Source organism: Bacillus cereus group sp. BfR-BA-01492 (assembly GCF_022662815.1).
GTDB lineage: Bacteria > Bacillota > Bacilli > Bacillales > Bacillaceae_G > Bacillus_A > Bacillus_A cereus_BD.
The window spans coordinates 47,123-71,236 of record NZ_JAKUEH010000002.1 but is presented as its reverse complement, the minus strand read 5'-3'; the positions used below and the strand labels follow the sequence as shown (position 1 = coordinate 71,236).

Here is a 24,114-nt window from a genome sequence, read left to right as displayed (position 1 = left end):
GACTCACTATCTTGGTGAGTCTCTTTTATTTGCGTATAATAGAGTTACAGTTTATTTGTGATATTGGTTTGTTCGTTGATTGGAAAGGGGATTGACTCGCGTGATACATACATACGAAGAAGCAATTGGCTGGATTCATAGCCGATTAAAGTTTGGGATTAAACCAGGATTAGAAAGAATGCGGTGGATGCTTGGAGAGCTTGACAATCCAGAGCGGCATATAAAATGTGTTCACTTAGCAGGTACAAATGGTAAAGGTTCGACTTTAACATATATGCGCTATATGTTAGAGGCAGAAACATATAAGGTAGGAACATTTACATCTCCATATATTGAAACATTTAATGAACGGATTAGTGTGAATGGAAAGCCAATTTCAGATCCAGAGATTACTGACCTTGTAAATATAGTAAAGCCTGTTGTAGAAAAATTGGATGAGACAGAGTTTGGAGAAGCAACGGAGTTTGAAATTATTACAGTCATGGCAATGTATTATTTCGGCAAAGTGAACATTTGCGATCTTGTTTTATTTGAAACAGGTCTTGGTGGGCGTTTCGATTCTACTAATGTTGTGCATCCCGTTTTAACAATCATTACAAATATTGGTCATGACCATATGCATATTTTAGGAAATACATTAGCAGAAATCGCATATGAAAAAGCTGGAATTATAAAGTCAGGGGTACCGGTAATTACGGGAGTGCAAGATGGGGAAGCACTTCAGGTGATTCAAAAGGTTGCAAATGAAAAGAATGCCAGCCTTTATGAGATGGGAAAACAATTTACAGTCGTGCACCAGCGTTCTAATGAAGAGGGAGAGCACTTTGACTTTTCTTGTCCATTTGCTTCATTTAAAGATATACAAATTTCTATGAAAGGAGATCATCAAGTAAGAAATGCAGCACTCGCATTAATGGCGGTGTTGTATTTGAAAACATACATGTCATTTTTAGTGGAAGAAGAGAATATTCGCATAGGTTTAAGTGAAACGTATTGGATTGGTCGATTCGAAAGATTAAGACGTAATCCAGATGTGATTATAGATGGCGCACATAATCCAGAAGGCATAGCAAGCCTTGTTCAAACGGTAAAAGCGCATTACAGTGACAAGAATGTGAGTATTTTATTTACGGCTCTTGGTGATAAAGAACTGGGTCATATGGTAGGACAATTGGAAGCGGTAGCGGATGAAATGATGTTTACAACTTTTGATTTTGATCGTGCAATCTCTGTTCAAGAATTAGCAAGTTATGCAACTAAGGAAACAAAAAAAGTAGTTGAGAATTGGAAAGAGGCAATTAATCAAAAGCTACTGTCGTTACAAGAAAATGATGTGTTTATCATAACAGGTTCTCTTTATTTCATCTCAGAAGCTCGAAAATATATTGTTGAGAAAAACTAGGATAGCAATAGCCGTCCTAGTTTTTTTGTTCTACAAATGAAGTCAAATGCATACACATAAAGTAACTATATGGGACAATTTGACGAATCTTTTTGACAAATATCTTGTTTATTTGTAAATGGAATATGATATGATGCGGACAATGATAAGAGGCGAGGTGTGATGGTATGGACAAGCAATCACGGAAAATCTCTATTAAAGTGAACGGAACAGAAGCGAAGTATGAAGAAAAGCAAAAGGAAGTGGATGAATTTAATTGGAAAGTAGTGAAAAGTGAAACGCTGCGAAATGTAGTCCCTTTTCAACAAGTAAAGACTTCAAAGGTCAAGACATTTCGGAAAAAATGGAGTAATGTTCTAATCTTTACGATTGCGACTGCCATTATTATGGGGACAGCGCTAGGGATGGGAATGCTTCATTTATTAACAGGAAAAGGCGCACGAGAAGAAACCACTGTAATGACTTCGCAGCAACATACGGCGGAAACAGAGCCTAAAGAAACAAGTATGGAAGGACAGAAAGAAGATGCTTCAAAGGTCGGAAATACACATGCAGCATTAGCGCCAATTACATTGTTTTTTGTACAAGGGGGGCTATATTCGTCAGAAGAAAAAGGACAGGCTGCTGTGCAAGAGTGGAAAGAGAATGGTCGCATCGCTGCTCTTAAACCAAATGGAGACAAATATGCACTCGTTGTAGGGATTACGAGTGATGAAAAATCCGCAGGTAAGTTAATGGAACAATATAGGAATGACGGTATACCTGTTTTGAAAAAGAATTGGGAAATTACAGATAAGGCCTTGTTGAAAAACGATAAAGAGCTTGGCATTTTTCTTAGCAAGTTACAGTCCTTATATAGTCATTTTATAAAATATGTATCCAGTATCCAAATGGGAGAGAAAGGAAATCAAGCAGAAATCGCTGCAATTGAAAAAGAATGGAAAGGACTTGAAAAGGAAGGAGCGGCAATAAAACGGAATGATGTAAAGAAATTATATACGTATACATCTGTGGCAGTGCAAACGATTAAGGAAGGAAAGCGAGATAAATCGACAGTAGCAAAGCTGAATCAAGTTGTGATGGATGGGTTGCTTTCTTATGAAAAAATAGTTTCACAAAAAGTGAAATAATATGATAATAGAAGGGAAGAAGTGCATATATGCTTCTTTCTTTTCTTTTTGGATGTCATAATAGGTAAAAGAGCTTTATTACTGCAGGGAACATAATAATTTAATTTAGTAGAAGTATGTATGTTTCAAAAAGAAAGTGGTTTTTTATAATTTGTGGGAATGATATTCATTTGATACGATTAATTTATGGTTCTGCTGTATGTAAGACAGAAAGGAGAAAATATGAAAAAACTTATTTTAGCTTCTGGATCACCTCGTCGAAAAGAACTGCTTGAACTTGCAAATGTCCCGTTTGAGGTTGTTGTGAGCGAGGTGGAAGAAACAATAGGCGCATATTCATCACCAGCTGATATTGTAATGGCACTTGCTTTACAAAAAGCATCTGCTGTGGCAGAAACACATGAAGAAAGTATTGTACTAGGTGCAGATACAATTGTTACATATGATTCGCATATTCTTGGAAAGCCTAAGGATGCAGCAGAAGCAAAAGAGATGTTGCAACTTTTATCTGGGAAAACACATGAAGTGTATACAGGTGTTGCCCTTATCTCGAAAGAGAAAACCGTTACTTTCTATGAGCGTACAGAAGTTACATTCTGGGAGTTAACAGAGGAAGAAATTGATGTGTATATTGCAACAAAAGAGCCACTTGATAAGGCAGGAAGTTATGGTATTCAAGGGAAAGGCGCTATTTTTGTTCAACAGATTCAAGGGGATTACTACAGTGTAGTAGGCTTGCCAATTGCACGTCTCGTTCGCGAATTGCAACAGTTTAATAGCGATGCATCCCATGCGTGAATTTGCATGGGGTTTTCTTTGCAAAAAAATAAGAAGGAGTGACAAGATGAACGGTATTCGTGATGTTTTGAAGGAGGAACAACCACGTGAACGTTTATTTTCGGAAGGAGCAAGCAGTTTATCAAACCGGGAACTTCTGGCGATTTTATTAAGAACAGGATCAAAGGAGGAATCGGTATTAATGTTGGCAGACAAAATTTTACATCACTTTGATGGTTTGCGAATGTTAAAGGATGCTACAATGGAAGAAATAACAAGTATTCATGGCGTCGGAGTAGCCAAGGCATCTCAACTCATCGCCGCCTTCGAACTCGGAAGAAGAATGGTGCGTTTAGAGTACCAGCATCGGTATAGCATTCGAAGTCCGGAAGATTGTGCAAGTTATATGATGGAAGAAATGCGTTTTTTACAGCAGGAACATTTCGTTTGTTTATATTTAAATACAAAGAATCAAGTCATGCATCGGCAGACAGTGTTTATTGGAAGTTTAAATGCCTCAATTGTTCATCCGCGTGAAGTGGTGCGCCCATAAGGGTATTTAGAAAATCTGCTATAGCAAAGCAGTAGGGAAATATCACAATCTTTACCCTATCATCAGCCAACTGACCCAAGAGGGAAACCAAATGGGGAGTGTAGCATGTTGGCAAAGCCATAAGTTGTCTAGTTACCAAGGCACGACTGAATGGCGAGATGAAATTCATAGACAAGGATGAAAGCTGAATTGCTTGAATGATAGCTCAAGGGGGACTACGGGGACCTTCAGCGGGAGGTAACGATAAACGCTGTACGAAATATGCATGTTTCTTAAAGACTTCGAGAAACATGAAGTGATACTATTTCGACCATCTTCTATATGGAAGAAAAGAGCGAAAGTCACATCCGAAACTATGAAAGGCTATGTTTCTAAATGTCTAAATGGGGATTGCCTACGTTGGAATGCCATATACAGGCTATGACAATAGTGTTTGAATATCCAATATGGCAACGGAACTCTCGTAGTAGTCCGAGATAGGGAAAGCCTATTACATGGCGAAGGAGAGTAGTTTATCGAGTTTAATACAAAATTGGGAAGGAGCGCGAGGCTCTATGAGAAGTCCAAAAGTAGTATTAAGCACTCTAACTTTCAAATCGCAAAATGAAACGTACGTATTTGAACGATTATACCGAAATTTGTATAATACCGAGTTTTATTTAGAAGCTTATGCTAAACTTTACCCTAATAAAGGAAGTAATACAAAGGGAATGAATGACGATACAATCGATGGGATGAGCTTACAAAGAATCGAACGTTTAATCAAAAAACTAAAAGAACAAACTTATCAACCACAACCAGCAAGCAGAACATATATCCCGAAGAAAAATGGTCAACCAAGGCCTTTAGGTAGTTCAACATTTGAGGATAAACTGGTGCAAGAAGTTGTTCGGCGAATTTTAGAAAGTATTTATGAACCGCAATTTTCAAATCATTCGCATGGTTTTAGACCAAATCGTAGCTGTCACACGGCTTTAAAAGAAATACGCAACACTTTTACAGGTGCGAGATGGTTCATTGAAGGAGATATAAAAGGGTTCTTCAACAATATCGACCATCATGTATTAGTTGTACTTTTACGAAAACGCATTAGGGATGAAAAATTTATAAATTTAATTTGGAAATTCCTAAGAGCAGGTTATGTAGAAGAATGGACTTTTTATAAAACCTACAGTGGAACACCTCAGGGGGGCATAATGAGTCCTTTATTATCGAATATTTATTTGCATGAATTGGATAAATATGTAGAGGAGTATATGGAATCCTTCAATAAAGATGAAAAGCGTAGCCATAATCTTGTCTATCATAACTTGGCATCAAGAATGAATGATTGTAAAAGTAAACGTGATTGGGAACGATTAACTAAAGAAGAAAAAGCTTTATATAAACAGCTACAAAGCCATGATAGCAAAGACTTTTTTGACCAAAATTATCGTCGAATGAAATATGTAAGATATGCGGATGATTTTATTATCGGTGTGATTGGTAGTAAAAAAGAAGCTGAACAAATCAAGAAAGATTTAACTAACTTTCTTGCGATAGAACTCAAATTAGAATTAAGTGCTGAGAAAACATGGATCACGCACAGTCAGAAAAATGCTAGGTTCTTAGGATATGACATTCGAGTAGTAAGAGATTGGCACATAATGAAGATGTCCAATGGTACGAAGAAACGAAAATTCAACTATGAAACGAAGCTATTCGTACCTCATGAGAAATACATCAAAAAACTCATTGATTTGGGTGCATTAAAAATTGGTAACAACAATGGATGGAAACCTGTTCATCGTCCGTATCTAGTGCATAATGATGACCTTGAAATTCTTCGTACGTATAATGCGGAAATTGAGGGACTGTATAATTATTATCGTTTAGCAAGTAATGTACATGTACTTCAATCTTTCCGTCAAACAATGAAATACAGCATGATTAAAACGTATGCCAATAAATATAAAAGTACCGTCAGTAAAATCATGATTAAATTTAAGAGAAACGGGAAATTCGGGGTACGTTATGAAACGAAGGATGGTCCTAAAATTGCCTACTTTATGGAACAACGAATGGAAAAAACTCGGAAATCAAAAGACAGTCGGTAGATATAATCGAAAATACAATCAGTTACGGTGGTAGAACAAGTCTCATTGAACGCCTTTTAGCGGAAAAGTGTGAATGGTGTGGTGCAGAAAATGTTCCATTGGAGATGCATCATGTCCATAAGCTCAAAGATTTGAAAGGCAAAAAACGATGGGAACAAACTATGATTGCAAGAAATCACAAGACTATTGCTATGTGTATAAAATGCCACCATGATTTACACAATAGGAAGTTAGATGGATAAATGGAAAGCCGTATACTCTGAGAGGAGTACGTACGGTTTGGAGGGAAGTTCTGGGAAACCTACCTAGGAAACTAGGCAAGGCGCCGGGTTCTTACTCTACTTTAAAGAAGCTTTTCGCCGCGCAGCTGCCTCTATTATATGTCTGCATAATCATCCTTCTGGAGTGCGCCTGCAAGGTGCGTAATTTTAGCGTTTTCTTAGAAAACTAGAACTCCTTACAGTGTTCTATGGTCAGCATCTTACCTTGAGGGGAAACCTATAGAGGGAACATAGCATGATGTGAAAAGGAGAAAAGACGACAAAACTATCTCATGTCGAGTCAGTTCTTCAGACCAAGTGATGTATGGTAAAAGCTACACTGCTTGAATCCTAGACGAATGAGCGATGGGTGCGCCGTTGTCTACGATAGTTAACAGGCAATGAGGACAAAATGGGAGACATATTTTCGCTATGTCTGCTGGGTATCGCCTGAGCCCTGCCCATAGTAAGGTTTGTCCTTCAATCTTCCGCTAGAAGAAACCGTCGAAAGGGATACCTAACCATCACATATCTAAAATTATGTCATAATGCAGGGATTACCTAAGTGCAAGCGCCAATTGGCTATTAGACACAGGTCTATGAAAATTGCATACGGTAACGGAGTCTCCATAGTACTCAACGTTTGCTTGTAATGAGTTTAGCAGGGGGAAGGGAGACAGGTTGATGTTAACGTTAACTAGAAAGGAGTCATGAATATGGCAACCAATCCATTTCGACAGTTAGACGTTATAAGGAATGCCTCTCAAAAAGGAAACATTATTACGGATTGTTACCGTCTTATGTATAAAAAAGAGTTGTGGATTAAAGCCTCTGCAAAACTATATCCAAAGGCAGGAAACCTAACTAAAGGAACTTCTAATGAAACGATAGATGGTTTCAGTTTACAGAAAATAGACGACATAATAGAGCAATTAAAAGCTGGAACTTTCCGTTTTGCACCTGTAAGAAGGGGTTACATTCCTACGTCAAATGGGAAAAAGAGAACGCTTGGAGTTCCTAATTTCAAAGATAAGTTAGTACAGGAAGTTATGAGAATGATATTAGAAAGTGTTTATGAACCAATCTTCTCTGAAAACTCACATGGGTTTAGAGAAGGGAGAAGCTGTCACACAGCATTATCTCAAATCAAGAACACATGGAAAGGATTAACATGGTGCATTGAAGGAGATATTAAGGGTTTCTTCGACCATATTGACCATACTGTACTATTAAAACTTATCTCCAAGAAAATAAATGACCATCGTTTCTTACTTTTGTTACATAGTGCACTGACTAGTGGAGTTATGGAAAACTGGATGTATCCCAAAACGTACAGTGGTACACCACAAGGCGGCATCATTTCTCCTATCTTAGCAAACATCTATCTTCATGAGTTCGACCTGTTTATGGAAAAACAAATGAAGGTATTTGCTAAGGGCAAGTTTAGAATAAGAAATGAGAAGTACATCAAGCTTCGATCAAAAATTAGTACGCTATCACGAAAGATTAAAAGACTTGATGAAAGAAACGGGCATAGTGATTGGAAAGGGAGGAAGGAGTTAATCCTCAATATCCAGGAACTGAAAGTAAAACAAATAGAAGTTCCCTCTATCGACCCAATGGATAGAAACTATCAAAGAATAAAATATGTCCGCTATGCTGACGACTTTGTGATTGGAATTGCTGGCTCAAAACAGAGTGCTATGAAAATGAAGGAAACGATTCAATATTTTCTTGAAAAGGAACTTCACCTTGAACTCAGTGACGAAAAAACACTTGTTACCCATTTGGAAAACCCAATTCCCTTTCTTGGATATCAATTTCACAAATGGAACGAGGTTAAGGTTAAACGAGTCACGTATAAAAACCAAAAACATCCATTAAAAAAGAGAACTCTATCGGGTGCGATTAAGTTAGAGATTCCTGAAAAGAAAATCAAAGAATTTGCAATTAAAAACGGATACGGTAATTTAGACAACTTTAAAATTATACACAGGGCAAAACTAATAAACAATTCGGAAATGGAAATTCTCCACACCTACAACGCTGAATTGCGTGGAATTGCAAATTACTATAAGTTAGCTAATAATTATCATCATTTAGATAAACTATTTTATTTAGCTGAAAGTAGTTTCATTAAAACAATCGCTAATAAACGAAGAAGTACCTCTATGAAGGTTGCTTCCAGCATGCGAACACATAAACAAGGCGTGTTATCCCTTGTTAGAAAAAACAAAGACGGCAATGAAAAACTTCATCAGTTCGTAAAGCTAAAAGACCTACCAAAGCATAAAGGTGCAATCAAAACGGACCTACCTGATATTGATATATTGGTTAATACATTGAAATATTCGAGCAGAACAGAATTTGAGCAACGTTTACTAGCAAATCGTTGTGAAGTGTGTGGTACAATAGAAGGTCAGATGGAAGTTCATCATGTCCGTAAATTAAAGGCCTTGAAGACGAAAAAACATTTAACATACTTGGACAAGAAAATGATTGAACGGAATAGAAAAACACTTGTTCTTTGTTATAAATGCCATCATGACCACCATGAGAAGCAAATTCCGATTAATCAACTGGCGAGCCGTATACGCTGAAAGGTGTACGTACGGTTCTGAGGGGGGAATTGTGAAACCTGCTTTGGAGACAAAGTAAGGCGCATGGTTCCTACCCTACGACCCGACACCAAGTCGCGAGGATATTGAAGTAACAAAGCGACTGGTAGAATGCGGTAAGATTATTGGAATCGAAGTCATCGATCATATTATTATAGGTGACCATAAATTTGTTAGTTTAAGGGAAAAAGGTCATATTTAAGACTATGCTTTTTACTTATTTTGTTTTATAATGTGATTTATGAGTTTTTTGTAGATAAATGTCTATAGTAAAGAATGGAAAATATAAAAACGTACTGTTTTATTATAAATATAAAGTAAGAAAATGAGTCCGTGAAGATGAGAAAGGAAGATAGATGACATGTTTGGATTTGGTGGTTTTACTCGTGATCTTGGAATAGACTTAGGAACAGCGAATACGCTTGTATATGTAAAAGGAAAAGGTGTTGTATTACGCGAACCTTCAGTTGTAGCATTGCAAACTGATACGAAGCAAATCGTTGCGGTTGGTAGTGACGCGAAACAAATGATTGGTCGTACACCAGGAAATGTCGTAGCTTTGCGACCAATGAAAGATGGTGTAATTGCTGATTATGAAACGACAGCAACAATGATGAAGTATTATATTCAACAAGCACAAAAATCAAATGGATTTTTCTCTCGTAAGCCATATGTAATGGTATGTGTTCCATCTGGTATTACAGCGGTTGAAAGACGTGCGGTAATCGATGCAACTCGCCAAGCTGGTGCACGCGATGCATACCCAATCGAAGAACCATTTGCAGCAGCAATCGGTGCCAACCTACCTGTCTGGGAACCAACTGGTAGTATGGTTGTTGATATCGGTGGGGGTACAACAGAAGTTGCCATCATTTCACTAGGTGGTATCGTAACAAGTCAATCTGTTCGTGTCGCTGGTGATGATATGGATGATTCTATCATTCAATATATTAAAAAGAACTACAATTTAATGATTGGGGAAAGAACAGCGGAAGCTTTAAAAGTGGAAATTGGATCTGCTGGAGAACCAGAAGGTGTAGAACCAATGGAAATCCGTGGTCGTGACCTAGTAAGCGGTTTACCAAAAACAGTGTTAATTAAGCCGGAAGAAATTGCAGAAGCTTTAAAAGATACAGTAGATGCAATTGTAGAATCAGTTAAAAATACATTAGAAAAAACACCACCTGAGTTAGCAGCGGACATTATGGATCGTGGTATCGTATTAACAGGTGGCGGTGCATTGCTTCGTAACTTGGATAAAGTAATTAGTGAAGAAACGAAAATGCCAGTTTTAGTTGCGGAAAATCCATTGGATTGCGTGGCAATTGGAACAGGTAAAGCGTTAGATAATATTGACCTTTTCAAAACTGCTCGTTAATATTTCAAATACAAAATCAATGAAATTAAGAGGGTGTGAACGTGCCACAGTTTTTCTTGAACAAAAGATTAATTGTTTTGCTAGTTAGTATTATTCTCCTCGTGGCATTGATTGGAATCTCATTGAAAGAACGGAAGAGTCTAACATGGCCAGAGCAGTTTGTAAAAGATACTGTCGGTGTTGTAGAACGTGTATTCCAAAAGCCAGCGAGTTATGTTGCCGGATTCTTCGAAAATGTAGAGGATATAAAGCGCACGTATGAAGAAAATAAACAGTTGAAAGAAAAATTAGACAAGTATGCGACTTTATCTACAGATTTAAAGAGGATTGAAGAAGAAAATAAAGAGTTACGTGAAGTAATTGGTGCGAAAGATTCGCTTAGAGACTATAAGCCAACTCATGCAACTGTTATTTCTCGTAACCCAGACAAATGGTATGATTTAATTGGAATCGATAAAGGAGCTCAGCAAGGGATTAAAAAAGATATGGCAGTTATAACTGCCAAAGGCTTAGTTGGGCGTGTGAAGAGCGCGTCTCAATTTACATCAACCGTCGAATTGCTAAGTTCTATGAATCGTACCAATCGTGTCTCGGCTGTTGTTCAAGGACAAGAAGAGAACATTTCTGGGTTAATTGAAGGATATGATAAAGAAAAGCAATTGCTTCTTTTTACAAAGATTTCATCAGGCGCAAAAGTAGAAAAAGGACAGATGGTTGTCACATCTGGTCTTGGTGATATTTTCCCTGAAAACTTACCTATTGGGGAAATTGTAGAAGTAGAGCCGGATGCATATGGATTAACTCAAACAGCTTATGTAAAGCCTGCTGCGGATTTAAATGATGTGCACCAAGTAATGGTTGCAAAAAGAGTGAAGCCTTCAGCAGAGTTAGAACAGTAAGGGGGAGCAGAGATGACGATTTTAAAACGAGCAATTCTTCCCCTTCTGCTTCTTTTTTTCTTTTTATTTGAAAATATGTTTGCTACGGTTGTGCCAACGGAACTATTTTGGAAAGATACGATAGCAGTACCGCATTTCTTTATGATTGTCCTATGTTTTATTACTGTTTATTACGGCCCTCTTCAAGGTGTTTATTATGGGCTGTTATTCGGTTTTTTATTTGATATTGTATATACAGAGCTAGTTGGTGTATACATATTTGCTTATCCGATTTTAGCGTATCTTGTTTATAGTACGATGAGAATTTTACAGTTGAATCTATTTATTGTTTCTTTTATCGTATTGGCAGGAATAGCAGCATTAGAGTATTATGTATATGGATTTTTATCGTTATTAGGACGTATTCATGTACCAGCAAATATTTTTTTCACAGATCGTCTCCTTGCTACTGTATTGTTAAATGGAATTTTCTTATTGATAGTTTGTTTCCCACTGAGACGATATCTTGTACGTCTATCAAAGGCGATGGAAGAAAGAGAAAAAAGGATTTTCTGAGTTTATGTCGAATTGAATCGGTGGGGTGAACTTTAGTGGACGAAAAAAAGCAACAGAACATAACAATAAAAGGGACGAAAGATGGACTAACACTTCATTTAGATGATTGCTGTTCATTTACTGAATTACTGCAAGAATTAGACGAAAAACTATCTACTCATTATTATGATGGTGATGGGCGTTCATTAATTGAAGTACATGTTAAGGTAGGGAATCGATATTTAACAGAGGTACAACAAGAAGAAATTCGTACCTTAATTCGCAATAAGAAAAACCTTGTTGTGGATTCCATTGAAAGTGATGTGATTACCAAGGCAGAAGCTATCGCTTGGAAAGAAGAAACAGAAATTGTCCCTATTTCCAAAATTGTTCGCTCAGGTCAAGTTTTGCATGTAAAAGGAAATCTATTATTAATTGGAGATGTTAATCCAGGCGGAATGGTTATCGCTGGGGGAAATATTTTTGTCGTTGGCTCATTGCGCGGAATTGCACATGCTGGATATTATGGAGATAAAGATGCTGTTATTGCGGCATCTGTCATGAATCCGATGCAGCTCCGAATAAGTGATGTGACAATGCGGGCTCCGGAAGAGAAAGAAGACGGAGCAGAGACGGCAGAATGTGCATATATTAATGAGGACAATCACATTGTTGTCGATCGCCTGCAACTTCTCACTCATCTTAGACCTAATTTAACAAAGTTAGAAAGGGGAATTGTATAGCTGTGGGAGAGGCAATAGTAATTACATCTGGAAAAGGCGGGGTAGGCAAAACTACAACGTCTGCAAACATTGGTACAGCCTTGGCATTATCCGGGAAAAAGGTATGTTTAATTGATACGGATATTGGACTAAGAAACTTAGATGTAGTCATGGGGCTAGAAAATCGGATTGTATTTGATCTTGTTGATGTCGTTGAAGGGCGTTGCCGCTTACCTCAAGCCCTTATTAAAGATAAGCGCTTTGATGAGCTTTATTTATTACCTGCAGCACAAACGAGTGATAAATCCGCGGTAACACCTGAACAAATGGATGAATTGATACAAGTATTACGTCAAGATTATGATTACATATTAATTGATTGTCCTGCTGGTATTGAGCAGGGATTCAAAAATGCAGTGGCAGGTGCAGATAAAGCGATTGTTGTCACTACACCAGAAGTATCTTCTATGCGCGATGCTGATCGTATTATCGGGCTTTTAGAAAAAGAAGATATTGAACCACCGAAACTTATCATTAACCGTGTACGCAGTCACATGTTGCATGAGCAAGATATGCTAGATGTGGACGAAATTGTACGTATGTTATCAATTGAGCTTCTTGGGATTGTTGCAGATGATGATGATGTCATTCGGGCTACGAATACAGGTGAACCTGTTGCGCTGCAACCAAACGGAAAAGCAGCATTAGCTTATCGGAATATTGCAAGACGCTTGTTAGGGGAAAATGTCCCATTACAAACGCTCGAGCAAGAAAAGGTATCTGTCTTTACAAAAGTAAAGAATTTCTTCGGAATTCGTTAAAAGCACTTCGTATATATGCGGAGTGCTTTCTTTTTTCTTCTCATGAATATCTTTCTTTTAGCGTTCATACATATGTACAAACTATATAAAATTACATGGCTGCACAATAGTAGCTGTTTTGCAGTTTGACAAAAGGTGGAAAAGGAAGGAGAAAAGATGAAAAATAGACGTATAGAAGAAATTCGAAAGCGGATTGCAAAGAGGAAAGAGGAACAAGAGCGGTTAGAGGAAGAACAATATTTTTCTGGTGAAGATTTTAATGGGGAAACGCTATTGATTGAAGAGGGGGAAAAGGAATTTCATCCTCTCTTTCGTAAGGATATCTTTTTATTTAAAGTGTTATTAGCAGCTATATTGGTGTTATCAGTGGCCATCTTATTTAAAAATGCCCCTCCGTCTTTTGATGGAGCGCGAGTCGTTGTAACGAAAGTAATGAAGGAGGAATTTCAGTTCGCTGCTGTGTCAAAATGGTACGAGGGCCAATTTGGAAAGCCGCTAGCTTTTTTACCTACAAGTGAGAAGAAGCAAAATACGCAGCAAAAAAACTATGCGGTTCCAGCTTCAGGAAAAGTGACAGAAGGATTTCAAAAAAATGGGCAAGGTGTACTTGTGCAAACAGTTACAAGTGCAACTGTTGAGTCGGTAAATGAAGGGGTCGTTATTTTTGCTGGAAAAAAAGAAGGTCTTGGGAATACGATTGAAATTCAACATGCAGATGGTACAGAATCTTGGTATGGCAATTTAGGAGAAATGTCAGTGAAATTATATGATTATGTTGAAAAAAAACAAAAAATTGGAACAGTGAGTAATGATGATAAAAATAAAAATGGTAAGTTTTATTTTGCCATCAAAAAGAATGAAAAATTTATTGATCCAATTCAGGTGATCTCATTTGATTAAATATAAGGAAGTACTGTCTAAAATTACAATACATCCATTGTTTTGGGTAATTATAGCAGTTGGTATTTTTACGGCGCGTTTTAAAGAACTATTACTTTTATTTTTTATTGTTCTCATTCACGAGCTAGGCCATGCTTTTGCAGCTGCTCATTACAAATGGAGAATTAAGCAAATACAGCTTTTGCCGTTTGGTGGTGTAGCAGAACTTGAAGAGCATGGGAATAAACCTTTGAAGGAAGAGCTTGTTGTAATGATAGCAGGACCAATTCAACACGCATGGATGATTGGCATGGCATATGTTTTTTATAAAACTGGGTGGGTTCCTCAAGATTTGTATCAATTTTTTGTGTGGAATAACGTCATTATTTTAAGTTTTAATTTACTTCCTATTTGGCCGCTTGATGGTGGAAAGATTGTCTTTAATGTATTATCGCATCAATTTCCTTATTTACAAGCACATGACAAGATGATGAAAATATCATGTGTTTTTTTTAGTGTAATATTAGGGTGGCAACTCATTTGGAATAAGAATAATATTATGATGTGGGTACTTCTTCTGTTTTTAGCGATTTCGTTGTATCAAGAATGGAAGCAACGAAGATATGCATTTATGCGCTTTTTATTAGAGCGTTACTATGGAAATAAACGCGAAATTGAAAAGATTTCTCCTATTGAAGTAAATAGAGAGGACCGGTTATATACGATTTTTACAAAGTTTCGAAGGGGCTATAAACATTCAATTATTGTACATGGTAAATATAAAGAGCATTATACACTGGATGAAAATGAATTGCTGTATGCATATTTCACTGAAAAACGTACAACATCATCTGTGGAAGAGTTAATCGGTTAGTGTTGACGATGGCACTAACCTTTTATAATGTAAGAAGAAAAAATGAAAAGGTGAGGAAGGTATTTTGAAGACGTTATATATTAACTATACAGGTTCGGAAAAGAGAGTGGCAATAGAAGAAAAACAAAAGATTGTTGAACTTTCGTGGCACCGCAATGGGGACGAAGAAATTGTTGGATATATTTATGTTGGACGTGTTGTAAGAACAATTGCTGGTATGAATGCGGCATTTGTAAATATCGGTTTAGAAAAACATGCTTATCTTTCTTACGACGATGTTCCAAAGTCGTACCGAGTTCATGAAGGACAAGCTATACTCGTACAAGTAGTAAAAGAAGCAATCGACACAAAAGGTCCAAAATTAACGGCGAATATAGAATTTACCGGGAAATATGTCGTTTATATGCCCTATGATGAAATGCGTGCCGTTTCCCGGAAAATAAAAAGTCAAAAAAAGCGGAAAGATTTGTTTGCAATTGAGGTAGAAGGATCAGGAGGATATATCTTTCGCTCGGCATGCGAGAAAGGAACAATTGCTGATATAAAAGCTGAAATGGAACACTTTCAACAATTATTTGAAGAACTAAAAAGAAAAGAAGGGGGCGGAAAGGCACCAGTATTAGTTCATCGTCCAGCTACTTTTTTAGATCGTATATTTCAAGAAAACCCTATCGAATCGATTGAGAAAGTGGTTGTAGATACAAGAGAATCGGTAAGGGAGTTAGAAAATAAGCTAGGTAAAGAAAAAGTGTTTTTTTATCGTGAAAAGTCATCCATGTTTAGTCATTATGGTATCGAGAGAGAGATTGAAAAAGCATTACAAAAAATTGTTTGGTTGCAAAATGGTTCCTATTTAATTATAGAACAGATGGAGACAATGACAGTTATTGATGTAAACACTGGGAAATTTACTGGGAAACAAGATTTACAAGATACAGTTGTACGAACAAATGAAATAGCTGCTGAAGAAATAGCTCGCCAATTACGGCTGCGTGATATTGGGGGAATGATATTGATTGATTTCATCAATATGAAAAAGAAAGAGGATCAGGAGAGAATACGTGAGAAATTAATGATGGCTTTACAGGACGACCGTACATATACGAGGGTTCTTGGGTTTACCGAGCTCGGCATTTTAGAAATGACACGTAAGCGCAAAAAACAGTCACTGCGTGATATATTATTAGAAGATTGTGCGAAATGCATGGCAACAGGTTATAGTATTTCAAATGAAACAATTGCGTATGAACTAGAAAGAGAACTGCTCTCATATAGTCACGTAGAAGATGAAGCGGTACTTATTGCGGCGCCGAAAGCTGTGCAAAAAACATTTTTGCAAAAAGAATTACAAAAAAATATTCCATTTCAAATTTATTTTAAAGAGGAAGAAATGAAAAAGTATGCACTTATTAGATTTGGAACGAATCAGGAGATGATAGATAGGAAAAATAGTTAGTAGAACATTTGTTGACAATAGTCAATGATTCATGGTAACATCTTTATGTTATAGTTTATAGCACCTAAATGGCTATATACTACAACCGCACAATGCAGGTGTAGAAACGACAGTTTATGTCTACCTCGTGTTGGCGAGTCTTAGTAATTATGAGGAGGTGCAAGTATGTACGCAATTATCGAAACAGGTGGCAAACAAATCAAAGTTGAAGCTGGTCAAGAAATCTACATTGAAAAATTAGATGTTGAAGCTGGTGAAACTGTTACTTTTGACAAAGTTCTTTTCGTTGGTGGCGAAAACGTAAAAGTTGGTAGCCCAGTTGTAGAAGGTGCAACAGTTACTGCGAAAGTTGAAAAACACGGTCGCGCTAAGAAAATCATCGTTTTCAAATACAAAGCGAAAAAGAACAATCGTAAAAAACAAGGTCATCGTCAACCTTACACTAAGCTAGTTGTTGAAGCAATCAACGCTTAATTCTGGTTAAGATGATTAAAATTACGATTAATCGTACGAAATTAGGAAATATCCAATCATTTAAAATGACTGGGCACGCCGATTATGCGCCGCATGGACAAGATCTTGTCTGCGCTGGAACAACTGCGGTTGTGTTCGGATCTATAAATGCTGTGGAAGTCCTTTGTAATGTAGAGGCAACGATTGAACTTGGAAGTGATGGTGGATTTTTAACGTATGAACTGCCTAATGATTTAGACGCTCATACGATGGAAAAGGCACAAACACTGTTAGAGGGATTAGTTGTTTCACTTAAGACGATTGAACTTGATTACGGAAAATATATCCGATTAATAGAAAAAGTACGGGAGGTGTAATATATGTTAAGATTAGATCTTCAGTTTTTCGCATCTAAGAAAGGTGTAGGTAGTACAAAGAACGGTCGTGACTCTCAGTCAAAACGTCTTGGTGCTAAACGCGCAGATGGCCAAATGGTTACAGGTGGTTCAATTCTTTACCGTCAACGCGGTACAAAAATTTACCCAGGTGTTAACGTTGGTCGTGGTGGCGATGACACTTTATACGCGAAAGTTGACGGCGTAGTACGCTTCGAGCGTCTTGGCCGTGACCGCAAACAAGTGAGCGTATATCCTGTTGCTCAAGAAGCATAAGAAACTCACGGAAAACTCTAACCTGAGTGCAGGTTAGAGTTTTTCTATATTAAGGAGTATCTGAATGAAAGAAAAATGGACAATTATAGATGCGTTGCGTCATGCAAGACATGATTGGCTCAATCGTATGCAAATGATTAAAGGAAACCTTTCCCTTGGAAGAGTGGAAGAGATTCATAGGCTTATCGATCATTTTGTCCAAGAAGCGAGACAAGAATCCAATCTGATCGGGCTATCTATGCCTTCATTTTCAGAATGGATTTTAACATATAATTGGAAACAGCAACCGTGCTTATTGGAGTATGAAGTATTAGGAGAACTACATAACTTATCTCATCTTGATGAGGTAGTATGCATATGGACGGAAGAATTTTTCTCAATGCTTCAGCATAGTTTAGACGTTTATGTTGAAAATTATGTTTGTATTACAATTGAATGTGACGCGGAGAATGCTCGTTTCTTTTTTGATTTTCGTGGCAAGCTAACGAATGTAGAGAAGTTACAAACGTGGCTTGCAAATAAAAAAAGTGAATGGTGTTCCATTTCTTATACAGTCCGAGATGATGAAGTCTCGGTCATATTACAACCAATTGAAAAAAGTGTGGTGAAATAATGTTTGTAGATCAGGTCAAAATATACGTAAAAGCTGGAGACGGCGGAAACGGGATGGTTGCGTATCGTCGTGAAAAGTATGTTCCAAAAGGTGGTCCAGCAGGTGGAGACGGTGGTAAAGGTGCAGATGTTGTTTTCCAAGTAGATGAAGGATTACGTACATTAATGGATTTCCGCTATCAACGTCATTTCAAGGCTGGCCGCGGGCAACATGGTATGAGTAAAAACCAACATGGCCGTAAAGCTGATGATTTAATCGTAAAAGTTCCACCAGGGACAGTTGTGAAAGATGTGGAAACGGGGCATATTCTTGCTGATTTAGTAACGCATGGACAATCAGCAGTTATTGCTAAAGGTGGCCGCGGTGGTCGTGGTAACTCACGCTTTGCGACTCCTACAAATCCGGCTCCAGAAATTGCTGAGAATGGTGAACCAGGCCAAGAACGTGATGTTATCTTAGAACTGAAAGTATTAGCTGATGTTGGGCTTGTTGGATTTCCAAGCGTCGGGAAATCAACGCTATTATCTGTCGTATCATCAGCGCGTCCAAAGATTGCAGAATATCACTTTACAACCATTGTGCCAAACCTTGGTGTTGTCGAAACAGGTGATAATCGCAGCTTCGTTATGGCTGACCTTCCAGGGCTTATTGAAGGTGCCCATGCAGGTGTTGGACTTGGTCATCAGTTCTTGCGTCATATTGAGCGTACACGCGTTATCGTACATGTCATTGATATGTCTGGTTTAGAAGGACGCGATCCATATGAGGATTATGTCACAATTAATAATGAATTAAAAGAATATAATCTGCGTTTAACAGAGCGTCCACAAGTTGTTGTTGCAAACAAAATGGATATGCCAGATGCAGAAGAAAACTTACAAGCATTTAAAGAAAAAGTCGGAGATGAAGTGAAAATCTTCCCAATCTCTGCAGTAACAAAACAAGGTGTTCGTGATTTGCTATTTGAAGTTGCGAACTTATTAGAAACGACACCAGAATTCCCAGTACATGATGTTGTAGACGAATCAGAAGCAACTGTTATGTACAAATTTGAGACGGAAGGTGTTAAATTTAACATTACGCGTGAGAGCGATGGCTCGTTTGTTATCTCTGGTTATGATATTGAGAAAACATTCAAGATGACAGACTTCTCGCGTGATGAGTCTGTACGTCGCTTTGCTCGACAAATGCGTGGTATGGGTATTGATGAAGCGCTTCGTGCACGTGGTGCAAAAGACGGAGATATTGTAAAAATTCTTGAATATGAATTTGAATTTATTGATTAAGACTGCCGAAATATGCAGTCTTTTTTTTATTCTGTAAAAATCTGCTTTGTATAGGGAAAAATCCCTATTCACGACAGTTTCAATTTATAATAGAAAAGGAATAATTTTTTTATGGGGAGAAAAAACATGTATAAAATATTAATTGTAGAAGATGATGAGAAAATTGCGGGAATATTAGAGGAACATTTAGAAAGATATGACTATCAATCATTTAGAGCAAATGATTTACGTCATATAAAGGATGAGTTTGTAAAAGTAAATCCACATCTCGTATTACTGGATATTAATTTACCTTATTTTGATGGCTTCTATTGGTGTCGTCAAATCCGTACTGTATCGAATGCACCGATTATTTTCGTTTCTGCGAGAACAGGAGAAATGGATCAAGTCATGGCAATTGAGAATGGCGGAGATGATTATATTACAAAGCCATTTCATTTAGATATCGTCATGGCAAAAGTGAAGAGTGCACTGCGCCGTGGGTATGGGGAGTATGCTTCTGCTGCTGAGAGTGATTGTTTAGGTGTAAATGGACTGTTATTATTCCCATCTCAGCACATTATAGAGTGGCAGGGGCAACAAACGGAACTGACAAAAAATGAATTTTACTTATTAGAGTGTTTAATGAAACAAGCGGATCAATATGTAACGCGTGAAGAGCTGTTAGAAGCTTTGTGGGATGAAGTATCTTTTGTTGATGATAATACATTAACTGTAAATGTAAAACGCGTAAGGAAGAAATTAGAGGAGCTAGGTATTAAAAATGCAATTGTAACGAAACGTGGATACGGTTACGCGCTTCTTACAGAGTGGGGCGAAGGGCATGAAGGTTAAAACGTACCTTATCGACCGCTTTTCTTTCATTTTATCTTATATTGTAAGCCTTTGTTTATTTGGACTTGTATTGCAGTTGCAAAGTCTGTTAGAAAAAAAGTCAATTGACTGGGGTACGTGGTTATATGGGCTTTTATTAGGGACAGTTGTGTTTACTGTATACCTCATTTACGATTACCGAAAACGAAGTGTGTTTTTAAAGAGAATCAAAAAATATGTTGCTGGCGGAAATACATTACATGATTCTTTACTTATTGATGAATCTTATACGTCAGAACAAGAGATGGTCGTTGAGGCTTTCACTTTGCTCAGACAGCAATATATGAATGAAGTTCAGAAACAGCATGCGAAAGAAGAGCAACAAATGATATTTATGAACCAATGGATTCATCAAATGAAAACACCGGTATCTGTTATTGAATTATTATTGCAGAAGTTTGGTAAAGAACATCGTGAAGCGAGAGTAACAGTTGAAAGTATTCGCGAAGAAAACAATCGCATACTAAATGGTTTAGATTTAGCATTACATATGGCAAGGCTAGAGCAATTTGCAAAAGATTATAAAATAGAAGTAGTAAATGTTATAGATATTATTCGAGGGATTATTAATGAAAATCGAAAATCTTTCATTCAATCGTCAGTATTTCCGAAAGTGATGTTTGAAGAAGATGTTTGTATCGTTGCATCTGATAGAAAATGGCTGAGCATTGCTATAGGTCAAATTGTTGTAAATGCAATTAAGTATACAAAAATTTCAGAAGCAGAGAAAAAAGTAATTCAATTTCAAATTGAAGAGAAAGACAAAAAGGTGTTATTACATATTAAGGACAATGGAATTGGTATTCCAGAGCAAGATGTAAAGCGTATATTTGATCCGTTCTTTACAGGAACAAATGGCCGCAAAACGCGGGAAGCGACTGGGATGGGTTTATATATTACGAAGGAAATTTGCGATCATTTACATCATGGAATGTATGTTCACTCGGCTGAAGGAGAAGGAACGACCTTTACGTTCCAATTTGCAAAAGATGAAGAATACCATACATTAATGAGAAAAATGACAAAACTGTAAGATAACAAACCGTTTTGTAAGGGAAATCACTCGTTTCTTTTTCTTATTTTTCTTATAGTAAATGTAAGAAGAAAACACATAGGGGGATTAGAAATGAGTGTTCTTGAAGTAAAAGGGTTAACGAAGGTGTATCAATCGAAAGGTTCAGTAGCGACGACTGCTTTAAACGATATAAATTTTAAAATTGAAGAAGGCCAATTTGTAGGGATTATGGGTCCTTCGGGGAGCGGGAAAACAACGCTTTTAAATTTATTAGCAACAATTGATAAGCAAACTTCAGGTCATGTGCTTGTAAATGGGGAAGAAATGAATCAAATGCGTGCTGCAAAATTAGCAGAGTTTCGTCGTACACATTTAGGATTCATCTTCCAAGATTTCAACTTACTTGATACGTTATCCATTAAAGAAAACATCATTTTACCGCTTGTAATGGCAAAGAAATCTGTAAATGAAATTGATACAAAAGTACTTGAGATTGCGAAGTTTTTAAACATCGAAGGCATTTTAAATAAGAAAGTATACGAAGTATCAGGCGGACAACAACAACGTGCAGCAGCAGCGAGAGCGATCATTCATGAACCGACGTTAATTTTAGCAGATGAGCCAACTGGAAACTTAGATTCGAAGTCAGCGAAATCATTAATGGGCGCTTTGCAAGATTTACACGAACAAAAGAAAGTAACGATTGCAATGGTAACGCACGATCCAGTAGCGGCTAGTTATTGCGAACGCATCCTTTTCATTCGAGATGGAGAAATTTTTTCAGAAATATATAAAGGAAAAACGAAACAAGCTTTTTTCCAAGAAATTTTAGACGTACTTGCGATGCTAGGAGGAGAATATCATGAACTTTCGCCAGCTCGCGCTTAATAACGTAAAAGGAAATTGGCGTAATTATAAAGCGTTTCTTATAAGTAGTTGTTTATCGATTGTCGTATTTTTTATGTATGCTTCCTTCATTTATCATCCAGATGTTGTAGGCGGTAATATTAGTATGAGAACGATGATTACAAAAGGATTAGAATCGATGAACTATATTGTAGTCATCTTCTCAGCACTCTTTATTTTATATGCAAATTCAACATTTTTACGAGCAAGAAAAAAAGAGTTTGGCCTATTAACATTAATAGGCGGAACAAAATCTCAACTTAGCCGAATGATTATATTAGAGCAACTGATGTTAGGGAGTATTGCAATTGTAGTAGGTATTGGGATTGGAATGCTTTGCTCAAAATTGTTCTTCCAAGCATTAAGCGTATTATTAAAAATAGATAAAACACTTCCACTCGTATGGAATAGTAAAGCAGTTCTTATTACAGCTAGTGTATACTTTATTCTCTTTTTAATCCTATCATTGTTTAGCGTTTGGATAGTAGGGCGCTTGCAAATTATTGATTTATTAAGAGAAGCAAGAAAACAAAAAGTAGAGCCGTTTGCATTTACATGGTTATGTGTAGTGGGGATAGGATGTATCATTGTTGCGTATGTCCTTTGTTTCCAAGTAACAATTATGAATTTTATCATGTATTTCTTACCAATTGTAGGACTGACAATTGGTGGAACGTATTTACTATTTACACAAGGTAGTACAGTTGTATTAAAAGCATTACAAAAAAGAAAACAATCTTTTTATACGTATCCAAATATGTTTGTTCTTAGCAACCTTATATATAAAATGAAAGATAATGCTCGTTTTCTATTTGTCATTTCTATCATTACGGCAGTTGTTTCTTCAGCAGTTGGTACGCTTTATGTATACTTTGAGGATATGAGTTATAAAACGGTAGTCAAAACTCCACATGCTATTTCATATGAGGAAAAGGGGTTACATACACATAGTCTTATTAAGGAAGAAAAAGTACAAGAGGTTGTAAAAAAGCATGGGTTTGAAGATGCACGAAAAGTAACCTACGTAAAACTACCAGCAACGCAAAAAGTAACGATATTTAACAAAGAACATGAAGTACCGATGACGATTATTTCAGAAAAAGAATATAACGCGGAAGTACGTAAACAAAGTAGAGAGCAAGTTAGAGAGGTTCATAATGCACCAGGTAGTGCAACGATGGTTATGGTTGATATGGCAAATGAACTGATGAAGATAGATCGTACGAAACCGTATGAATTTACAATTAACGGACAAAAACAGTCTGTTCAGTTAAATAGCCCAACTTCATTTTCTGTTTTTAATGATAGTGAATATCTCATTGTGAATGATCAAGATTTTGAGAAATATGAAAAACTCGTATCAGATGAAGAAAAGACGAAATATTACGGTTATTATATTGAAGATTGGAAAAGTACAGAAAATCTTGTATTAGATTTAAAAAAGGAAATTGCACCAGAAAAGCAAGGGGAATTGAGAAACTCAGTGTTTGCTTATAAAGATATAAGAGAAGGTGGAGCAATTACAATGTTCATCGGTTTCTTCGTAGCAGTACTGTTCTTCTTCTTCGCTTGTAGTATGACATACTTTAAATGGTTTAACGATAAAGAACAAGATCGTATTCAATTTAAATCGTTAAAGAGAATCGGTATGACAGATAAAGAGATTCGTAAAATTGCAATTCGACAAATGGGTGTTATCTTCTTTATCCCGATTTTAATCGGTTCCATTCATAGTGGGTTTGCTCTTCATACGTTAGGAAAAATGCTCTATATCGATTTATGGAAATCAGGTGTGATTGTAATTGGAGCATACATTTTAGCTTCTACTATTTACTTTATGATCGCGCAAAGAGGATATTTAAAACACGTAAAAAGCTAGGGAAACCTCTAGCTTTTTG

Annotated in this window: 21 protein-coding genes, 4 pseudogenes and 1 other annotated feature; all 25 genes and pseudogenes read left to right on the top strand. The window is 36.9% G+C overall.

The window, feature by feature from the left end; genetic code table 11:
• Positions 1–100: 100 nt before the first annotated feature.
• The 25 genes and pseudogenes from MR063_RS03600 to MR063_RS03480 all read left to right on the top strand — a co-directional run bounded on the left by MR063_RS03600 (position 101) and on the right by MR063_RS03480 (position 24,095).
• On the top strand, positions 101–1,402 hold the full coding sequence (locus tag MR063_RS03600; protein ID WP_242193424.1) for a bifunctional folylpolyglutamate synthase/dihydrofolate synthase: 1,302 nt from the start codon (positions 101–103) through the stop codon (positions 1,400–1,402).
• A 167-nt stretch (positions 1,403–1,569) separates the two neighbouring features.
• Positions 1,570–2,532 carry a stage II sporulation protein B gene (locus MR063_RS03595; RefSeq protein ID WP_242193422.1) on the top strand — a complete coding sequence of 321 codons (963 nt, stop codon included), beginning with the start codon at positions 1,570–1,572 and terminating at the stop codon, positions 2,530–2,532.
• 222 nt (positions 2,533–2,754) lie between these two features.
• On the top strand, positions 2,755–3,330 hold the full coding sequence (locus MR063_RS03590; RefSeq protein ID WP_242145248.1) for a Maf family protein: 576 nt from the start codon (positions 2,755–2,757) through the stop codon (positions 3,328–3,330).
• 46 nt (positions 3,331–3,376) lie between these two features.
• A pseudogene (radC, locus tag MR063_RS03585) lies at positions 3,377–3,856 on the top strand (RadC family protein); the annotation flags it as partial.
• A 560-nt stretch (positions 3,857–4,416) separates the two neighbouring features.
• Positions 4,417–6,200, top strand: a pseudogene (locus MR063_RS03580) (reverse transcriptase/maturase family protein).
• Positions 6,201–6,300: 100 nt separating this feature from the next.
• A pseudogene (locus MR063_RS03575) lies at positions 6,301–6,363 on the top strand (JAB domain-containing protein); the annotation flags it as partial.
• 571 nt (positions 6,364–6,934) lie between these two features.
• Entirely contained in the window at positions 6,935–8,818 is a 1,884-nt protein-coding gene (locus tag MR063_RS03570) for a reverse transcriptase/maturase family protein (RefSeq protein WP_242193421.1), read from the top strand.
• Between the two features lie 79 nt (positions 8,819–8,897).
• Positions 8,898–9,038: pseudogene (locus MR063_RS03565) on the top strand (JAB domain-containing protein); the annotation flags it as partial.
• 159 nt (positions 9,039–9,197) lie between these two features.
• Positions 9,198–10,214, top strand: a complete 1,017-nt coding sequence (mreB, locus tag MR063_RS03560) for a cell shape-determining protein MreB (protein WP_012095626.1) — start codon at positions 9,198–9,200, stop codon at positions 10,212–10,214.
• 41 nt (positions 10,215–10,255) lie between these two features.
• Entirely contained in the window at positions 10,256–11,113 is an 858-nt protein-coding gene (gene mreC / locus MR063_RS03555; protein ID WP_242193418.1) for a rod shape-determining protein MreC, read from the top strand.
• Positions 11,114–11,125: 12 nt separating this feature from the next.
• The gene (mreD, locus tag MR063_RS03550; protein ID WP_242145244.1) at positions 11,126–11,668 is read left to right on the top strand and encodes a rod shape-determining protein MreD; all 543 of its coding nucleotides are present in this window, start codon (positions 11,126–11,128) and stop codon (positions 11,666–11,668) included.
• A gap of 35 nt (positions 11,669–11,703) precedes the next feature.
• The gene (gene minC, locus MR063_RS03545; RefSeq protein ID WP_242145243.1) at positions 11,704–12,390 is read left to right on the top strand and encodes a septum site-determining protein MinC; all 687 of its coding nucleotides are present in this window, start codon (positions 11,704–11,706) and stop codon (positions 12,388–12,390) included.
• Positions 12,391–12,392: 2 nt separating this feature from the next.
• Positions 12,393–13,190, top strand: a complete 798-nt coding sequence (minD, locus tag MR063_RS03540; protein ID WP_242193415.1) for a septum site-determining protein MinD — start codon at positions 12,393–12,395, stop codon at positions 13,188–13,190.
• Between the two features lie 156 nt (positions 13,191–13,346).
• Complete coding sequence (locus tag MR063_RS03535; RefSeq protein WP_242193414.1) at positions 13,347–14,090, top strand: M23 family metallopeptidase; 744 nt, start codon at positions 13,347–13,349, stop codon at positions 14,088–14,090.
• Positions 14,083–14,943 carry a M50 family metallopeptidase gene (locus tag MR063_RS03530; protein ID WP_242193412.1) on the top strand — a complete coding sequence of 287 codons (861 nt, stop codon included), beginning with the start codon at positions 14,083–14,085 and terminating at the stop codon, positions 14,941–14,943. The genes MR063_RS03535 and MR063_RS03530 overlap by 8 nt, the downstream gene beginning before the upstream one ends.
• A gap of 64 nt (positions 14,944–15,007) precedes the next feature.
• On the top strand, positions 15,008–16,399 hold the full coding sequence (locus tag MR063_RS03525; RefSeq protein ID WP_242193411.1) for an Rne/Rng family ribonuclease: 1,392 nt from the start codon (positions 15,008–15,010) through the stop codon (positions 16,397–16,399).
• Between the two features lie 73 nt (positions 16,400–16,472).
• Positions 16,473–16,550: a sequence feature (ribosomal protein L21 leader region), on the top strand.
• A 14-nt stretch (positions 16,551–16,564) separates the two neighbouring features.
• Positions 16,565–16,873: a 50S ribosomal protein L21 gene (rplU, locus tag MR063_RS03520; protein WP_000270908.1), complete on the top strand. Its 309-nt coding sequence runs from the start codon at positions 16,565–16,567 to the stop codon at positions 16,871–16,873.
• Between the two features lie 11 nt (positions 16,874–16,884).
• Positions 16,885–17,229: a ribosomal-processing cysteine protease Prp gene (locus MR063_RS03515; RefSeq protein WP_012095618.1), complete on the top strand. Its 345-nt coding sequence runs from the start codon at positions 16,885–16,887 to the stop codon at positions 17,227–17,229.
• A gap of 3 nt (positions 17,230–17,232) precedes the next feature.
• Positions 17,233–17,523 (top strand): 50S ribosomal protein L27, encoded by a 291-nt coding sequence (gene rpmA / locus MR063_RS03510; RefSeq protein WP_012095617.1) that lies wholly within the window; start codon positions 17,233–17,235, stop codon positions 17,521–17,523.
• A gap of 64 nt (positions 17,524–17,587) precedes the next feature.
• A complete protein-coding gene (locus tag MR063_RS03505) occupies positions 17,588–18,136 on the top strand; it encodes a Spo0B C-terminal domain-containing protein (protein WP_242193410.1) in 549 nt (182 codons plus the stop codon).
• A complete protein-coding gene (obgE, locus tag MR063_RS03500) occupies positions 18,136–19,422 on the top strand; it encodes a GTPase ObgE (RefSeq protein ID WP_242145238.1) in 1,287 nt (428 codons plus the stop codon). The genes MR063_RS03505 and obgE overlap by 1 nt, the downstream gene beginning before the upstream one ends.
• A 126-nt stretch (positions 19,423–19,548) precedes the next feature.
• Positions 19,549–20,256: a response regulator transcription factor gene (locus MR063_RS03495; protein ID WP_242193407.1), complete on the top strand. Its 708-nt coding sequence runs from the start codon at positions 19,549–19,551 to the stop codon at positions 20,254–20,256.
• The gene (locus MR063_RS03490) at positions 20,246–21,328 is read left to right on the top strand and encodes a HAMP domain-containing histidine kinase (RefSeq protein WP_242193406.1); all 1,083 of its coding nucleotides are present in this window, start codon (positions 20,246–20,248) and stop codon (positions 21,326–21,328) included. Before MR063_RS03495 ends, MR063_RS03490 begins: the two co-directional genes overlap by 11 nt.
• A 93-nt stretch (positions 21,329–21,421) precedes the next feature.
• Positions 21,422–22,198 (top strand): ABC transporter ATP-binding protein, encoded by a 777-nt coding sequence (locus MR063_RS03485; protein ID WP_242193405.1) that lies wholly within the window; start codon positions 21,422–21,424, stop codon positions 22,196–22,198.
• Positions 22,173–24,095: an ABC transporter permease gene (locus MR063_RS03480; protein WP_242193404.1), complete on the top strand. Its 1,923-nt coding sequence runs from the start codon at positions 22,173–22,175 to the stop codon at positions 24,093–24,095. The genes MR063_RS03485 and MR063_RS03480 overlap by 26 nt, the downstream gene beginning before the upstream one ends.
• Positions 24,096–24,114: the final 19 nt, after the last annotated feature.

Bases quoted from the DNA above. Each gene is read 5' to 3' on its own strand.
- rplU (WP_000270908.1), top strand. From the start codon at position 16,565: ATGTACGCAATTATCGAAACAGGTGGCAAACAAATCAAAGTTGAAGCT.
- MR063_RS03570 (WP_242193421.1), top strand. From the start codon at position 6,935: ATGGCAACCAATCCATTTCGACAGTTAGACGTTATAAGGAATGCCTCT.
- MR063_RS03490 (WP_242193406.1), top strand. From the start codon at position 20,246: ATGAAGGTTAAAACGTACCTTATCGACCGCTTTTCTTTCATTTTATCT.
- MR063_RS03495 (WP_242193407.1), top strand. From the start codon at position 19,549: ATGTATAAAATATTAATTGTAGAAGATGATGAGAAAATTGCGGGAATA.
- MR063_RS03590 (WP_242145248.1), top strand. From the start codon at position 2,755: ATGAAAAAACTTATTTTAGCTTCTGGATCACCTCGTCGAAAAGAACTG.
- rpmA (WP_012095617.1), top strand. From the start codon at position 17,233: ATGTTAAGATTAGATCTTCAGTTTTTCGCATCTAAGAAAGGTGTAGGT.
- MR063_RS03480 (WP_242193404.1), top strand. From the start codon at position 22,173: ATGAACTTTCGCCAGCTCGCGCTTAATAACGTAAAAGGAAATTGGCGT.
- MR063_RS03505 (WP_242193410.1), top strand. From the start codon at position 17,588: ATGAAAGAAAAATGGACAATTATAGATGCGTTGCGTCATGCAAGACAT.
- MR063_RS03535 (WP_242193414.1), top strand. From the start codon at position 13,347: ATGAAAAATAGACGTATAGAAGAAATTCGAAAGCGGATTGCAAAGAGG.
- MR063_RS03515 (WP_012095618.1), top strand. From the start codon at position 16,885: ATGATTAAAATTACGATTAATCGTACGAAATTAGGAAATATCCAATCA.
- mreD (WP_242145244.1), top strand. From the start codon at position 11,126: ATGACGATTTTAAAACGAGCAATTCTTCCCCTTCTGCTTCTTTTTTTC.
- mreB (WP_012095626.1), top strand. From the start codon at position 9,198: ATGTTTGGATTTGGTGGTTTTACTCGTGATCTTGGAATAGACTTAGGA.
- obgE (WP_242145238.1), top strand. From the start codon at position 18,136: ATGTTTGTAGATCAGGTCAAAATATACGTAAAAGCTGGAGACGGCGGA.
- MR063_RS03595 (WP_242193422.1), top strand. From the start codon at position 1,570: ATGGACAAGCAATCACGGAAAATCTCTATTAAAGTGAACGGAACAGAA.
- MR063_RS03485 (WP_242193405.1), top strand. From the start codon at position 21,422: ATGAGTGTTCTTGAAGTAAAAGGGTTAACGAAGGTGTATCAATCGAAA.